This window comes from Pseudomonas sp. (assembly GCF_030690725.1).
In the GTDB taxonomy this organism is placed as follows: domain Bacteria; phylum Pseudomonadota; class Gammaproteobacteria; order Pseudomonadales; family Pseudomonadaceae; genus Aquipseudomonas.
The window spans coordinates 1-13,701 of record NZ_JAUYGD010000007.1; the positions used below are offsets into that span (position 1 = coordinate 1).

Consider the following 13,701-nt stretch of genomic DNA (forward strand, 5'->3'; position numbering starts at 1 on the left):
GCCTTCACCGGAATGTTGTTCGTCCCCGCGCCCGCACGGCCGATCGCCCGCACGCTTTCGGCAATGGTCGTGCCGTGCATGTCCTGCGAACGCACGAGGATCGCATCGGGCTTCGCCACGTCCTTGGAGACGTGATAGTGCTCCTGAGGAAAGCGCCGCAGCCCGATCTGCGAGATCTGGTTGAGTACCTGTATTTGGAATTTTTTCGTTGTCATCGGCAAAATCATAACCCACCGCGGCCTGCGCCGGGTGCCGGATTCCTCTCAGATTCCCGCGTGCGCTGAGCTGCGCGGCCGAACAAACCGGGCCGGGGCCGGATTCAACCGTGCTTCGCCTCGAACTCCCGCATGTACTCGACCAGCGCCTTCACGCCCTCGATCGGCATCGCGTTGTAAATCGAGGCGCGCATGCCGCCCACAGACCGGTGCCCTTTCAGCTGCACCATGGCGCGCTGCTTCGCGCCCTTGAGGAACTCCTCGTCCAGCGCCTCGTTCGTCAGTTTGAACGGCACGTTCATCCGCGAACGGTCCTGCCTGTCCACCGGGCTGACAAAGAACCGGCTCTGATCCAGATAGTCGTACAGCAGCTTCGCCTTGCCGATGTTGTGTTTCTCGATCTGCGCGAGCCCGCCCTGTTCCTTCAGCCACTTGAACACGAGCCCGGCGATGTACACGGCATAGGTCGGAGGCGTGTTCAGCATCGAATCGCTGTCGGCCTGCTGCTTGTAGTCGAACGCCGAGGGCGTGATCGGCAGCGCCTGGCCGATGAGATCATCGCGCACGATCACGATGGTGAGCCCCGCCGGGCCGATGTTCTTCTGGGCGCCGGCGTAGATCAGGCCGTACCTGGCCACATCGACCGCTCGGGAGAGGATGTGCGAGGACATGTCTGCAACCAGCGGCACGTCACCCGTATCGGGCGTCCAGTGGTACTCGATGCCGCCGATGGTCTCGTTGGAGCAGATGTGCACGTAACCCGCATCCTTGCTGAGCTTCCAGGTCTCGCGCGCCGGAATGTAGGTGAAACCGCGGTCCTCGCCCGAGGCCGCCACATTCACGGCGCAGTATTTCTTCGCTTCCTTGATGGATTTCTTCGACCACTCGCCCGTATTGACGTAATCCGCCACGGTCCTGCCACGCAGCAGGTTCATCGGCACGATCGCGTTCTCGGCGATCGCACCGCCCTGCAGGAACAGCACCTTGTAGTCGGACGGAATTTCCATCAGGTCGCGCAGGTCCTGCTCGGCCTTTTCCGCGATGGCGGTGTACTCGTCACTGCGGTGGCTCATCTCCATCACCGACAGGCCTTTACCCTGCCAATCGAGGAGCTCCGCCTGGGCGCGTTGCAGAACAGCTTCAGGAAGCGCGGCCGGGCCGGCGCAGAAGTTAAAGGCTCGCTTGCTCACATCCACTCTCGCTCAAAATAGTGGGCGGGCTGGTGCGTGCCAGCAGCCGCCAAATCCTACGCCGTCAGGGGCGAGCGCACTCGCCCCGACAGATCACTCTTCGCTGATCGGGCTTTCGTCAGCTGCGGCTTCGGGTGCATCACCTTCATCCGCAACTGCGCCGTCAAAACCCTCTTCGCCTTCCAGCAGCTCTTCGTCGTCTTCCGCCGAAGGCTCCTGTACGCGCTCAAGACCCACCAGGGTTTCATCCTTGGCCAGTTTGATCAGGGTCACACCCTGGGTGTTACGACCGAGGCTGGAGACTTCGCTGACGCGGGTACGCACCAATGTGCCCTGGTCGGAAATCAGCATGATTTCCTCGCCTTCCAGCACCTGCACGGCGCCGACCAGCTTGCCGTTACGCTCGTTGCTGACCATGGCGATTACGCCCTGGCCGCCACGACCGCGACGCGGGAACTCGGCCATAGCCGTGCGCTTGCCGTAGCCACGCTCGGAAGCAGTGAGAATCTGCGCATCGGCTTCAGGAATCAGCATGGAGATGATTTCCTGGCCTTCCGGCAGACGCATACCACGCACACCACGAGCGGTACGGCCCATGGTGCGCACCTTGCTTTCCTTGAAGCGAATGACCTTGCCGCCGTCGGAGAACATCATCACTTCGCGGGCGCCGTCAGTTACGGCGGCGGAGATCAGGGTGTCATCTTCATCCAGCTTGAGGGCGATCAGGCCCGAGCTGCGCGGACGGCTGAACTGCACCAGCGGAGTCTTCTTCACAGTGCCTTTGGCCGTAGCCATAAAGATGTAGGCACCGGTCGGTTCATCCGGGGTCTCGTCGTCGGCGTCATCGCCTTCGGTCAGATCTTCGACTTCTTCAGCCTCGACCACTACGCCTTCGATATCGTCCTGCTCATCGCCTTCTGGCGCTTGCTGACGCAGGGCCTCGAGATCGACCTGAAGCATGGCGGTGATGCGCTCGCCTTCGTCCAGCGGCAACAAGTTGACCAGCGGACGACCACGGGCAGCGCGCGAGGCCTCCGGAATTTCGTAGGTCTTCAGCCAGTACACCTTGCCCTTGCTGGAGAACAGCAGCAGCGTGGCGTGACTGTTGGCGACCAGCAGATGCTCGATGTAATCCTCATCCTTCACGCCGGTGGCCGACTTGCCCTTACCGCCGCGACGCTGCGCCTGGTAAGCATGCAGCGGCTGGCTCTTGGCATAGCCACTGTGGGAGATGGTGACCACACGCTCTTCTTCGGTGATCAGGTCAGCCAGGCTCAGGTCCAGACGATTGTCGAGAATCTCGGTGCGGCGCTTGTCGCCAAACTCGGCCTTGACCGCTTCCAGTTCCTCGCGAATCACTTCCATCAGGCGCGTAGCGCTGGTGAGGATGCGGATCAGCTCGCCGATCTGGGTGAGAATTTCCTGGTATTCGGCCAGCAGTTTTTCATGCTCAAGACCGGTCAGGCGGTGCAGACGCAGCTCAAGGATGGCCTGGGCCTGTTCCGGCGAGAGGAAGTACTTGCCATCACGCAGACCGTACTGCGGATCAAGATCGTCCGGGCGGCAGGCATCGGCACCGGCGCGCTCGACCATGGTTTCCACCGCACTGGATTCCCAGGGCGTGGCGATCAGCGCCAGCTTGGCTTCGGCCGGGGTCGGCGAGGCCTTGATCAGGGCGATAACCGGGTCGATGTTGGACAGGGCAACCGCCTGGCCTTCAAGGATATGCCCACGTTCACGGGCCTTGCGCAGCTCGAATACGGTGCGGCGGGTGACCACTTCACGGCGGTGCAGAATAAAGGCTTCGAGCATGTCCTTGAGGTTAAGGACCTTCGGCTGGCCGTCGATCAGCGCCACCACGTTGATGCCGAACACACACTGCATCTGGGTCTGGGCGTAGAGGTTGTTGAGCACCACTTCCGGCACTTCGCCGCGACGCAGCTCGATCACGATGCGCATGCCGTCCTTGTCGGACTCATCGCGCAGCTCGGTGATGCCTTCGAGCTTCTTCTCTTTAACCAGCTCGGCGATCTTCTCGATCAGACGCGCCTTGTTCAGCTGATACGGCAGCTCGCTGACGATGATCTGCTGACGGCCACCGACCTTGTCGATGTCTTCAATAATCGCCCGAGCGCGCATGTAAATGCGGCCACGGCCGGTGCGGTAAGCCTCGATGATGCCAGCGCGACCGTTAATGATCGCCGCAGTCGGGAAGTCCGGACCGGGGATGTACTGCATCAGCTCATCGACAGTCAGCTCGCCGTTGTCGATCAGCGCCAGACAACCATTGATCACTTCAGTGAGGTTGTGCGGCGGAATATTGGTGGCCATGCCCACGGCGATACCGCTGGAGCCGTTGACCAACAGGTTGGGGACCTTGGTCGGCATAACCGCTGGGATCATCTCGGTGCCGTCGTAGTTCGGCACCCAATCCACGGTTTCTTTGTGCAGGTCAGCCAGCAGCTCATGGGCCAGCTTGGTCATGCGCACTTCGGTGTATCGCATGGCGGCGGCGTTATCGCCGTCCACCGAACCGAAGTTGCCCTGGCCGTCGACCAGCAGGTAACGCAGCGAGAATGGCTGCGCCATGCGGACGATGGTGTCGTACACCGCGGTATCACCGTGCGGGTGGTACTTACCGATTACGTCACCGACCACACGGGCGGACTTCTTGTATGCCTTGTTCCAGTCGTTGCCCAACTCACTCATGGCAAACAGCACACGGCGGTGCACGGGCTTCAAGCCATCACGTGCATCCGGCAGCGCTCGCCCGACAATTACGCTCATCGCGTAATCGAGGTAGGACTGCTTGAGTTCGTCTTCAATATTGACCGGGAGGATTTCTTTGGCCAGTTCGCCCATGAGTAGCCTTGTTCCTTTTTCTGGTGAAACTCCGCGCCGCTCGTCCTGAGTGGTGTGGAGCCTGTCGCCGTGCCTTGAGGCTCATAGCGACTCACGACAAATCAATAAGTTATGCCATGTATCTGCGCAGGTAAGAGGCCCATAACGGGCACCCCCGAAAACCGCCGGAGCTTACCACAATCACCGCGGCGCACCTATCCCCAGCGCCACCCTACCGACTAGGTGCGCGCACCCGCAGAAAAACTCAGTGCAGGCGCTTGCGGCACATCAATTGCGCCATTTTTTCCGTATCTGGACGATCCACCACGCCCTTCTCGGTGACGATAAAGTCGATCAGGTCCGCCGGGGTCACATCGAATACCGGATTGAGCGCTTCGATCCCGCCAGCAATGCGCTTGCCGCCCAGCTCGAGCAGCTCACTGGCATCACGCTCTTCCAGCACGATGTCGTCACCGTGCTCCATGGCCATATCAATAGTTGAGCTGGGCGCGACCACCATAAAGCGCACGCCATGGTGCATGGCATTCACGGCCAGCTGATAGGTGCCGATCTTGTTCGCCACATCGCCGTTTGCAGCAATGCGGTCCGCCCCGACGATGACCCAGGTGATGCCACGGGTTTTCATCAGGTGCGCGGCAGCCGAATCGACATTGACAGTCACCGGAATGCCGTCAGCGGCCAGCTCCCAGGCTGTCAGGCGCGAGCCCTGCAGCCAGGGCCGGGTTTCGTCGGCGTATACCCGCTCAAGCAAACCATCGTGGAAGGCTGCGCGAATCACCCCCAGTGCCGTACCAAAGCCGCCCGTGGCCAGAGCGCCGGCATTGCAGTGGGTCAGCAGGTTCTGCTGATTGCCTTGATGCTTGCGGATCAGATCGACGCCCAGCTGGGCCATGGTCAGGTTGGCTTCGCGATCACTCTGATGGATGCCGATGGCTTCGGCCTCCAGCAGCGCCAGCGGGTCGTCATGGCTTTTCAGCCGACCCAGCCGATCACGCATGCGTTCGAGCGCCCAGAACAGGTTGACCGCGGTCGGCCGCGAAGCCGCCAGCAGGTCGAAATCCGCCTGCAGTGCCGCGCGCCAGTCACCGCCTGCCTGCAGACGAGCCCGTACAGCCAGAACGATTGCATAGGCCGCACTGATGCCGATGGCCGGCGCGCCGCGCACCACCATGCTGCGGATCGCCTCGGCGACATCCGCCGCCGAGTGGTAGCTCAGCCAGGTTTCCTCGAAAGGCAGCGCGCGCTGATCGAGCAGGTGCAGAGCGCCGTCACGCCACTCGATGGCCCTGACCTTCTCTGCCGCTAGCAATTGCTCGCGCATGACACACCTCCGCCGGAAAAAGCCGACCATTATACGCACAGCACTCCGCACATCGCGCCAGATCAGCTGCATGCAGCTTCAAGCCTAGGGCGTTCCCCTATAAACTCGCCACTTTACTGACTGCCGGAAGCGCTCCCCATGCCCCAAGCCCCGCTCGACCTCCTGCTCCTGCCCACCTGGCTGGTCCCGGTCGAACCTGCTGGCGTGGTGCTGCTGGAACACGGCCTGGGCATCCGTGACGGACGTATCGCGCTGATAGCCCCGCGCGCTGAAGCACTCAAACACGCGGCCCTGCAGGTGCTTGAACTACCCGGGCGACTGCTCACGCCAGGCCTGGTCAACGCCCACGGGCATGCGGCAATGACCCTGTTCCGCGGCCTGGCCGATGATCTGCCGCTGATGACCTGGCTGGAGAAGCACATTTGGCCGGCCGAGGCCAAGTGGGTCAACGAGCAGTTTGTGCAGGATGGCACCGAGCTGGCCATCGCCGAACAGCTCAAGGGCGGCATCACTTGCTTCTCCGACATGTACTTCTACCCGGAAACCGCCAGCCAGCTGGTGCACAGCAGCGGCATCCGCGCACAAATCACCATTCCCGTGCTGGATTTCCCGATTCCCGGCGCGCGTGATGCGGACGAAGCGCTGCGCAAGGGCCTGGCGCTGTTCGACGACCTCAAGCATCACCCACGTCTAAGCGTGGCCTTTGGCCCGCACGCGCCCTATACAGTGAGCGACGACAAGCTGGAGAACATCCGCGTGCTCGCCGAAGAGCTGGACGCTGGCATTCATATGCACGTGCACGAAACCGCCTTCGAAGTGCAGCAGAGCCTGGAGCAGCGTGGCGAGCGGCCACTGGCCCGCCTGGCGCGCCTCGACCTGCTCGGCCCGCGCTTCCAGGCCGTGCATATGACCCAGATTAATGATGAAGACCTGGCCCTGCTGGTGGAAAGCAACAGCAGCGTGATCCACTGCCCGGAGTCCAACCTCAAGTTGGCCTGCGGCTTCTGCCCGGTGGAAAAACTCTGGCAGGCCGGGGTCAATGTGGCCATCGGCACCGATGGCGCGGCGAGCAACAACGACCTCGACCTACTCGGCGAAACCCGTACCGCTGCCCTGCTGGCCAAGGCGATTGCCGGCTCTGCCACTGCGCTGGATGCCCACCGCGCGCTGCGTATGGCCACACTGAACGGCGCCCGCGCCCTTGGCCTGGATGAGCAGATCGGCTCACTGGAACTGGGCAAGGCAGCGGACATGGCGGTATTCAACCTCTCCGGCCTGGCCCAGCAGCCGGTCTACGACCCGGTATCGCAACTGATCTACGCCGGCGGCCGCGCCTGCGTCGAACACCTGTGGGTCAGCGGCAAGCTTTTGCTCGACGGCGGCCAACTGACGCGCCTGGACGAGGCGCGGATCGTCGCCAATGCACGCGCCTGGGGGGCGAAAATCGCCGCTAAATAACCGCAAGCCCAGAGAATGCGGGAACTGCGACAAACTGACATACATTGGACGCACAACAGGCGTCCAATCCACCCGGCGAAACTGGCAACATAAGCGCCTTGCGCTCCCACTCTCGCCGCAGCCTGACTCAGGGATTTATATGAGCAACGTCGACCACGCCGAAATCGCCAAATTCGAAGCCCTCGCCCATCGCTGGTGGGACCGCGAAAGCGAATTCAAGCCGCTGCACGACATCAACCCATTGCGGGTCAACTGGATCGACGAGCGCGTCGGCCTGGCCGGCAAAAAGGTGCTCGACGTCGGCTGCGGCGGCGGCATCCTCAGCGAATCCATGGCTCAGCGCGGCGCCAGCGTCACCGGCATCGATATGGGTGAAGCGCCGCTGGCCGTGGCCCAACTGCACCAGCTGGAATCAGGCGTAAGCGTCGAGTACCGGCAGATCACTGCCGAAGCCCTGGCCATCGAGATGCCCGAGCAGTTCGATGTGGTCACCTGCCTGGAAATGCTTGAGCACGTGCCGGACCCGGCGTCGGTGATCCGCGCCTGTTACCGCATGGTCAAACCCGGCGGTCAGGTGTTCTTCTCCACCATCAACCGCAACCCCAAGGCCTACCTGTTCGCCATCATCGGTGCTGAGTACGTGATGCGCCTGCTGCCGCGCGGCACCCATGACTTCAAGAAATTTATCCGTCCGTCAGAGCTGGGCGCCTGGAGCCGCGAGGCGGGCCTTGAGGTCAAGGACATCATCGGCCTGACCTACAACCCGCTGAGCAAACGCTACAAGCTGGAAGCCGATGTCGACGTCAACTATATGATCCAGACCCTGCGCGAGGAGTGAGGCGCATGCGTTTACGCGCAGTTCTATTCGATATGGACGGCACCCTGCTCGACAGCGCGCCGGACTTTGTCGCCATCAGCCAGGCCATGCGCGCCGAGCGCGGTCTGCCGCCGATTAACGACAAGTTGATTCGTGATCAGGTCTCCGGCGGTGCGCGTGCCATGGTCGCCGCCAACTTTGCCATGGACCCCGAGGCCGCAGGTTTCGAAGCCCTGCGCCTAGAGTTTCTCGAACGTTATCAGAGCCACTGTGCGGTACTTACCCGGCCCTTCGACGGCATGAATGAACTGCTTGATGACATCGAACAGGCCAAGCTGATCTGGGGTGTGGCGACCAACAAGCCGGTGCGCTACGCCGAACCGATCATGCAACAGCTCGGCTTGGCGCAGCGCTCGGCGGTGTTGGTCTGTCCGGATCACGTCAGCCGCAGCAAACCCGACCCGGAGATGATCCTGCTAGCCTGCGCGAAGATGGGCGTGGAGCCCGCCGCCACCCTGTTTATTGGCGATGACGAACGCGATATCGAAGCTGGCCGCGCCGCCGGCTGCAAGACCGCCGCCGTGACCTACGGCTATATCCACCCGCAGGACAACCCACGCAACTGGGGCGCCGATGTGGTGGTGGACCATCCGCTGGAACTGCGTGCCGTACTCGAACGCGCCCTGTGCAGCTGCTGAAAATCGCCTGCCGGGCGCGCACCGACGCCACCCGTTTTTGAATTAATGAGGCTTTACCCATGCATGACTATTCCGCCCGCCCCGACCTGCTCAAGGGCCGCGTGATTCTGGTGACCGGCGCCGGCCGTGGCATTGGCGCAACCGCCGCCAAGACCTTTGCCGCCCATGGCGCAACCGTGCTGCTACTGGGCAAAACCGAAGAAAATCTCAGCCGGGTGTATGACGCCATCGAAGCCGCCGGTCACCCGCAGGCCGCGGTCATCCCGTTCAACCTGGAAACCGCCCTGCCGCATCAGTACGACGAACTGGCGGCGATGATCGAAGCCGAATTCGGCAAGCTCGACGGCCTGCTGCACAACGCCTCGATCATCGGCCCGCGCACGCCGCTGGAGCAGCTGTCCGGCGACAACTTCATGCGCGTGATGCAGGTCAACGTCAACGCCATGTTTATGCTCACCAGCACCCTGCTGCCGCTGCTCAAGCTCTCGACGGACGCCTCGGTGGTATTCACCTCCAGCAGCGTCGGCCGCAAGGGCCGCGCGTACTGGGGCGCTTATGCGGTATCGAAGTTCGCCACCGAGGGCCTGATGCAGGTACTGGCCGATGAAATCGACGGTATCGCCAATGTGCGCGCCAACAGCGTCAACCCAGGCGCCACCCGCACCGATATGCGTGCCCAGGCCTATCCAGGGGAGAACCCGGCCAACAACCCGTTGCCTGAGGCGATCATGCCGGTCTATCTGTACCTGATGGGGCCGGATAGTACGGGCGTCAACGGCCAGGCATTTGACGCGCAATAAACCATCACAACTGCCGCCGGTTTTCCGGCGGCAGCCGACTCGCCTGGCATCAAATTGCCAGCAGCCCCGCCAGTTAACCGGCAAAGACTTGCCGCCAGCCGTTGCCACATAAATCTAAGTGCATGAAATAAAAGCACTTTTCGCACGCTACCGCGCTTGGCATGAAATTCGCTCTACCTCTTTCAGTCGTCGCGTATCGCGTAAGAGGTAAGGCTTTATGGCCCCGCACAACCAGTCCAACACCATCGATTTCGACGCTGCCAAATTGCAGCGCCTCGGCTATGCCGGTCGCCTGCAGAAAAATCTGAAACCAGTCAGCCTGGCGCAACTGCGCCAACAGCTGAGCCTGCGCCTGCAAACCTCGCTGGAAGCCGAACGCATTCTTGAGCTGTTTTTCACTGAAGTGCAGCGCCTGGTGCCCCTTAGCTCCCTCAGCTACCACCTGGCGTCCTGCGACCTGCGCCTGGACCTGGGCGAGCGCGCCAACCACTCGGCCGGCTACCGCCTGAATCACGAAGGCGAGTACCTCGGTGAGCTGACGTTCCGCCGTAACCAGCGTTTCAGCGAGGACGAGCTGGGCCAGCTGGAATCATTGCTGGCCAGCCTGCTGTTTCCTCTGCGCAACGCCCTGCTCTACCGTTCGGCAGTACAGAGCGCACTGCGCGACCCGCTGACCGAAACCGGCAACCGCATCGCCATGCAGCAGACGCTCAAGCGCGAAGTGGACATCGCCCGGCGCACCCTGCAGCCGTTGTCCGTGCTGATGGTCGACATCGACCACTTCAAACGCATCAACGATAACCACGGCCATCTGATCGGTGACCAGGCGCTCAAGGCCGTCGCCACCGCGCTGAAAGACAGCCTGCGCAATGTCGACATGGTGTTCCGCTTCGGTGGTGAAGAATTTATGGTGCTGCTCTCCAGCACCAGCCGCGAAGCCGCTTCGATGGTCGGTGAGCGCCTGCGCCTGGCCGTCCTAGGCATCCAGTATCTGGTGGAAAACCGCGCCATTGAGCTGTCGGTCAGCCTCGGCTGCGCCACCCTGCTGCCGGGTGAGTCGATGGAAAGCCTGATGCGCCGCGCCGATAGCGCGCTGTACGTGTCCAAGCGCGACGGCCGCAATCGCCTGTCGATGGCTGGGTAAAACGTCCAGCAATAAAAAGGCGACCCGAGGGTCGCCTTTTTCACATCTGCCGAAATGCTTTACTCCGGCTTAGGACCGCGACCGAAGCCCGGACGCTGACCTTCGCGGGTCGGCTGGCTGCGACGCTTGACCGGCGCACCGGCCGGCTTACGCGACGGACGATCAGTCAACTCAACGCCTGGACGCTGCGCACCCGGCTTGGCCGGACGCTTCTTGTTGACATCGCTCGGGCGCTCGGCAACTGGTGTGCCTTTGCCTTGATCGACACGCGGCGCACGCGGGGTGCGTACTGGACGCTCGCCACGCTCAGCACCTTCACCACGCGCAGGGCGCGAACGGCCCTGGTCGCCAGCCGCTGCCGGACCGCCGCCATGGGCCGGGCGCAAAGTCCGCTCCGGACGGGCGGCACGCCCCACCGGCTTGGCCGATTTGCGTTGCAGACGGTCGATCTTGTCGCGGGCTTTTTCCTTCATATCCGGCAAGGCGACCGGCTTGAGGCCGACTTCCTCACTGAGGATATCCACTTCGCGCTGGCTCATTTCGCGCCAGCGGCCCATGGTCAGATCCGAGGTGATAAACACCGGGCCGAAACGCACGCGCTTCAGACGGCTGACCACCAGCCCCTGGGATTCCCACAACCGGCGCACTTCGCGGTTACGGCCTTCCATCACCACGCAGTGATACCAGTGGTTGAAGCCCACGCCACCTGGCGCGACCTTGATGTCGGTGAACTTGGCCGGGCCGTCTTCGAGCATCACGCCGGCTTTCAGGCGCTCGATCATCTCTTCGTCGACTTCACCACGCACACGCACGGCGTACTCGCGATCCATCTGGAAGGATGGGTGCATCAGGCGGTTGGCCAGCTCACCGTCAGTGGTGAACATCAGCAAACCGGTGGTATTGATGTCGAGGCGACCGATATTGATCCAGCGGCCATCTTTCGGCCGTGGCAGACGGTCAAATACTGTCGGACGGCCTTCCGGGTCGTCACGGGTGCAGATCTCGCCTTCGGGTTTGTTGTAGATGATTACGCGGCGCACGCTTTCTGCGGCTTCTTCGCGGCGGATCACCTTGCCATCGACGGCAATCGCATCGTGCAGGTCGACGCGTACGCCGAGGCTGGCGACTGCGCCGTTGACCTTGACGCGGCCAGCGGTAATCCAGGCTTCAATTTCACGGCGTGAAGCCAGGCCCATGCGCGCCATGACTTTCTGCAGCTTTTCGCCTGCGGGGCTGTATTCTTCGATTTCTTCACTCATCTGGGCACCTCCCGGTGTTTTCTTTAGTGATTGGACGACTCGAGTCGTCGAAGGGCCGCGGAGCATACGCGAAACGCGGCGCTTACGCACGGATTGAGGCTAGCTGGCTGATCGGTGGCCGTCAGCCTTTGCGCCGACCGATGGTCGCCAAACTCAGCAAGCGCATATCCGCCTCGGCCAGAACGACACGCCGGGAAGCCTTGTCGAGCTTCTTCCAGCCTTTGATCTCGGCCTTGCTGCGCCCGCAACCGAGGCATATATCACGCTCGAACTTGCACAGCTTGATGCAGGGGTCTTTCACCGCGCTAACGCTTCAGTCAGACAGCTGCTCTTTATCCAGGGTTTCGTGAGGCTCATCGGCATCGTCAAGCTCATCGTCCTGCTCGGGTAAATCATCGAAGTCGGTCTTCAGACCCTGTTCCATCGAGTCGAGTTCAGCTAGCAGGCTACTGAAGCTGGTTTCCTCGCCCGCCTCCGCCGCCGGCTCATCGGCCAGGGCCAGGTCGGCACGCGCCTGCAGGCTTTGCGGCGCGTCCAGATCATCCTCAAAAGCCAGCACAGGCTCCGGTTCCAGTTCGCGCAGGGCGGCCAGAGGCGGTAATTCGTCGAGGCTTTTCAGGTTGAAGTGATCGAGAAAGGCCTTGGTGGTGGCGAACATCGCCGGTTTGCCCGGCACATCGCGATAACCGACCACACGAATCCACTCGCGCTCCAGCAGGGTTTTGACGATATGGCTGTTGACCGCCACACCGCGCACATCTTCAATCTCGCCCCGGGTGATCGGCTGGCGGTAGGCAATCAGCGCCAGGGTTTCCAACATCGCGCGCGAATAGCGCTGCGGGCGCTCTTCCCATAGGCGACCAACCCAAGGCGCAAATTTCTCACGCACTTGCAGACGGTAACCGGACGCCACTTCAATAAGCTCGAAAGCGCGCCCTTCACAGGACTTGCCCAGGTGTGTCAGGGCCTTCTTGAACACCGCCGGCTCCGGCCGCTCGGCCTCCTCGAAGAGTTCGTACAGACGCTCCAGCGATTGCGGTTTACCGGAGGCCAGGAGGAAGGCTTCGAGCAGGCTGGCCAGCTCACGAGGTTCGTTAAGGTTCATGCTTATTCAGCCCGCGCACGCACATGGATTGGCCCAAAAGCCTCATTTTGCACCAGTTCAACCAGGGATTCCTTGATCAACTCGAGCACTGCCATAAAGGTCACCACCACCCCGAGCTTGCCCTCTTCGGCGCTGAACAGGCTGACAAAGGGCACAAACGCGCCGCCCTTGAGGCGTTCGAGCACTTCGCTCATGCGCTCGCGGGTCGACAGCGCTTCACGGGTGACCTGGTGGCTTTCAAACATATCGGCGCGGCGCAGCACTTCGGCCATCGACAGCAGCACTTCTTCCAGGCTGACATCCGGCAGCAGCTTGCGCGCCCGCGCTTCGGGGGCATCAAGACGCGGCACGGTAACGTCACGACCGACCCGGCTAAGGCCGTCGATGCCTTCTGCAGCGGCTTTATAACGCTCGTATTCCTGCAGACGGCGGATCAGCTCGGCGCGCGGGTCGTCTTCTTCAGCTTCGACCTCACTGGAGCGCGGCAACAACATGCGCGACTTGATCTCGGCGAGCATGGCCGCCATCACCAGGTACTCGGCCGCCAACTCCAGGCGCACAGACTGCATCAGCTCGACATAACCCATGTACTGGCGGGTGATTTCCGCCACTGGGATATCCAGCACATCAATGTTCTGTTTGCGGATCAGGTACAGCAGCAGGTCCAGCGGGCCCTCGAAGGCTTCGAGAAACACCTCCAGGGCATCCGGCGGGATATACAGGTCCAGCGGCATTTCGGTGACCGCCTGGCCATATACCAGGGCAAATGGCAGCTCTTGCTGGGCATTGGCCTGATCCTGGGGATGGCTCTCGGGATGTTCCTGGGCTGGCA

The 13,701-nt window shown here is 62.1% G+C and carries 12 protein-coding genes and 1 pseudogene; 5 read left to right on the forward strand and 8 right to left on the reverse strand.

The genetic code is table 11. The features are described 5' to 3' along the window. From Q8O69_RS01610 to mtnA, 4 genes and pseudogenes are all read right to left on the reverse strand, one after another. Positions 1-215 (reverse strand): annotated as a pseudogene (locus Q8O69_RS01610) (hypothetical protein); the annotation flags it as partial. A 104-nt stretch (positions 216-319) separates the two neighbouring features. Then, on the reverse strand, positions 320-1,405 hold the full coding sequence (gene serC, locus Q8O69_RS01615; RefSeq protein WP_305589160.1) for a 3-phosphoserine/phosphohydroxythreonine transaminase: 1,086 nt from the start codon (positions 1,403-1,405) through the stop codon (positions 320-322). 93 nt (positions 1,406-1,498) lie between these two features. After that, entirely contained in the window at positions 1,499-4,267 is a 2,769-nt protein-coding gene (gene gyrA, locus Q8O69_RS01620) for a DNA gyrase subunit A (RefSeq protein ID WP_305589161.1), read from the reverse strand. Between the two features lie 244 nt (positions 4,268-4,511). Then, positions 4,512-5,588, reverse strand: a complete 1,077-nt coding sequence (gene mtnA, locus Q8O69_RS01625; protein WP_305589162.1) for an S-methyl-5-thioribose-1-phosphate isomerase — start codon at positions 5,586-5,588, stop codon at positions 4,512-4,514. Between the two features lie 138 nt (positions 5,589-5,726). Here mtnA and Q8O69_RS01630 point away from each other — a divergent pair, with 138 nt between their 5' ends. The 5 genes from Q8O69_RS01630 to Q8O69_RS01650 all read left to right on the forward strand — a co-directional run bounded on the left by Q8O69_RS01630 (position 5,727) and on the right by Q8O69_RS01650 (position 10,505). Then, positions 5,727-7,046 (forward strand): TRZ/ATZ family hydrolase, encoded by a 1,320-nt coding sequence (locus Q8O69_RS01630; RefSeq protein ID WP_305589163.1) that lies wholly within the window; start codon positions 5,727-5,729, stop codon positions 7,044-7,046. Between the two features lie 139 nt (positions 7,047-7,185). Next, entirely contained in the window at positions 7,186-7,884 is a 699-nt protein-coding gene (ubiG, locus tag Q8O69_RS01635; protein ID WP_305589164.1) for a bifunctional 2-polyprenyl-6-hydroxyphenol methylase/3-demethylubiquinol 3-O-methyltransferase UbiG, read from the forward strand. A gap of 5 nt (positions 7,885-7,889) precedes the next feature. Beyond that, a complete protein-coding gene (gene mupP / locus Q8O69_RS01640; RefSeq protein WP_305589165.1) occupies positions 7,890-8,561 on the forward strand; it encodes an N-acetylmuramic acid 6-phosphate phosphatase MupP in 672 nt (223 codons plus the stop codon). 59 nt (positions 8,562-8,620) lie between these two features. Beyond that, the gene (locus Q8O69_RS01645) at positions 8,621-9,361 is read left to right on the forward strand and encodes a YciK family oxidoreductase (RefSeq protein ID WP_305589166.1); all 741 of its coding nucleotides are present in this window, start codon (positions 8,621-8,623) and stop codon (positions 9,359-9,361) included. Between the two features lie 217 nt (positions 9,362-9,578). Continuing rightward, positions 9,579-10,505, forward strand: a complete 927-nt coding sequence (locus tag Q8O69_RS01650) for a GGDEF domain-containing protein (RefSeq protein WP_305589167.1) — start codon at positions 9,579-9,581, stop codon at positions 10,503-10,505. Between the two features lie 59 nt (positions 10,506-10,564). Here the strand turns inward: Q8O69_RS01650 and rluB are convergent, their stop codons facing one another. The 4 genes from rluB to Q8O69_RS01670 all read right to left on the reverse strand — a co-directional run bounded on the left by rluB (position 10,565) and on the right by Q8O69_RS01670 (position 13,570). Further along, the gene (rluB, locus tag Q8O69_RS01655) at positions 10,565-11,764 is read right to left on the reverse strand and encodes a 23S rRNA pseudouridine(2605) synthase RluB (protein ID WP_305589169.1); all 1,200 of its coding nucleotides are present in this window, start codon (positions 11,762-11,764) and stop codon (positions 10,565-10,567) included. A 121-nt stretch (positions 11,765-11,885) separates the two neighbouring features. After that, positions 11,886-12,065, reverse strand: coding sequence for a DUF1289 domain-containing protein (locus Q8O69_RS01660; RefSeq protein ID WP_305589170.1), 180 nt, complete (start codon positions 12,063-12,065; stop codon positions 11,886-11,888). 12 nt (positions 12,066-12,077) lie between these two features. Further along, on the reverse strand, positions 12,078-12,869 hold the full coding sequence (gene scpB / locus Q8O69_RS01665) for an SMC-Scp complex subunit ScpB (RefSeq protein ID WP_305589171.1): 792 nt from the start codon (positions 12,867-12,869) through the stop codon (positions 12,078-12,080). Between the two features lie 2 nt (positions 12,870-12,871). After that, positions 12,872-13,570 (reverse strand): ScpA family protein, encoded by a 699-nt coding sequence (locus tag Q8O69_RS01670; protein WP_305589233.1) that lies wholly within the window; start codon positions 13,568-13,570, stop codon positions 12,872-12,874. Positions 13,571-13,701: the final 131 nt, after the last annotated feature.